Origin of the sequence: Streptomyces poriferorum, from assembly GCF_019399235.1 — a bacterium.
Taxonomy (GTDB): domain Bacteria; phylum Actinomycetota; class Actinomycetes; order Streptomycetales; family Streptomycetaceae; genus Streptomyces; species Streptomyces poriferorum.
On the sequence record NZ_JAELVH010000605.1, the window covers coordinates 1 to 661 of the forward strand.

The following is a 661-nucleotide window of genomic DNA, read 5'->3' on the forward strand; positions in this document are numbered from 1 at the left end:
GTTCCGGTCACCCGGCGGGTTTGGTCAGCCGCTGGATGGACCGCTTTCGGCGGAGGCTGTGAGTTCGTTCCGGAGGACGTTCGTCACCTCGGTCAGCCGCTCACTGGAAATCGGAAGGCCCTTGTCCTCAACTGCCTTCCGGACAGTGGCCCGAGTGAGTTTTCCCTGCTCAGCACAGGCAGCCCTGCCGATCTCCACGAGATCCCTGAGCGGGGCGCCGGGCGGACGGCCACCGCGGGACTTGGTCTCCGCAACCTCCGCAGGAGGTTCCGGAGGCCCATCGGGCACGGCGGCCGGTGGCTCGGTGAGCGTGCCGGGTTCCGCTGGCTCCGCTGATATTCGGGCGGCCCGGAGGGGGGTGGTCACCGATGCCCTCAGCACTTGCCCGGAACCTGCGAGCGGGTGCTGGTCCACGAGCTGGTGGATCTGCCGCATCAGTACGGCGAAGGCCACCATCGCGGCTGCCGGTGGAACCGCGGCCACCACGTAGTCGAGGAACGGGACGTCACCGGTATCGCGTGTGCCGCTGACCCCGGCAACGTTCAGGGCGATGGAGCCGACAGATCCGATAGCGGTCACAGCGATGGCCCATCGGTCGGTGACCCGGCGCAGCCCTGCGCGGAGCATGAGCAGCTCACCCACGACGATGAAGGCGTCCAGG

General features: G+C 68.4%; 1 protein-coding gene. It reads right to left on the reverse strand.

The window, feature by feature from the left end; genetic code table 11:
• Positions 1 to 24 precede the first annotated feature (24 nt).
• Positions 25 to 661: hypothetical protein (locus JGS39_RS39985; RefSeq protein WP_219574653.1), on the reverse strand; the 637-nt coding region annotated here is incomplete at its 5' end.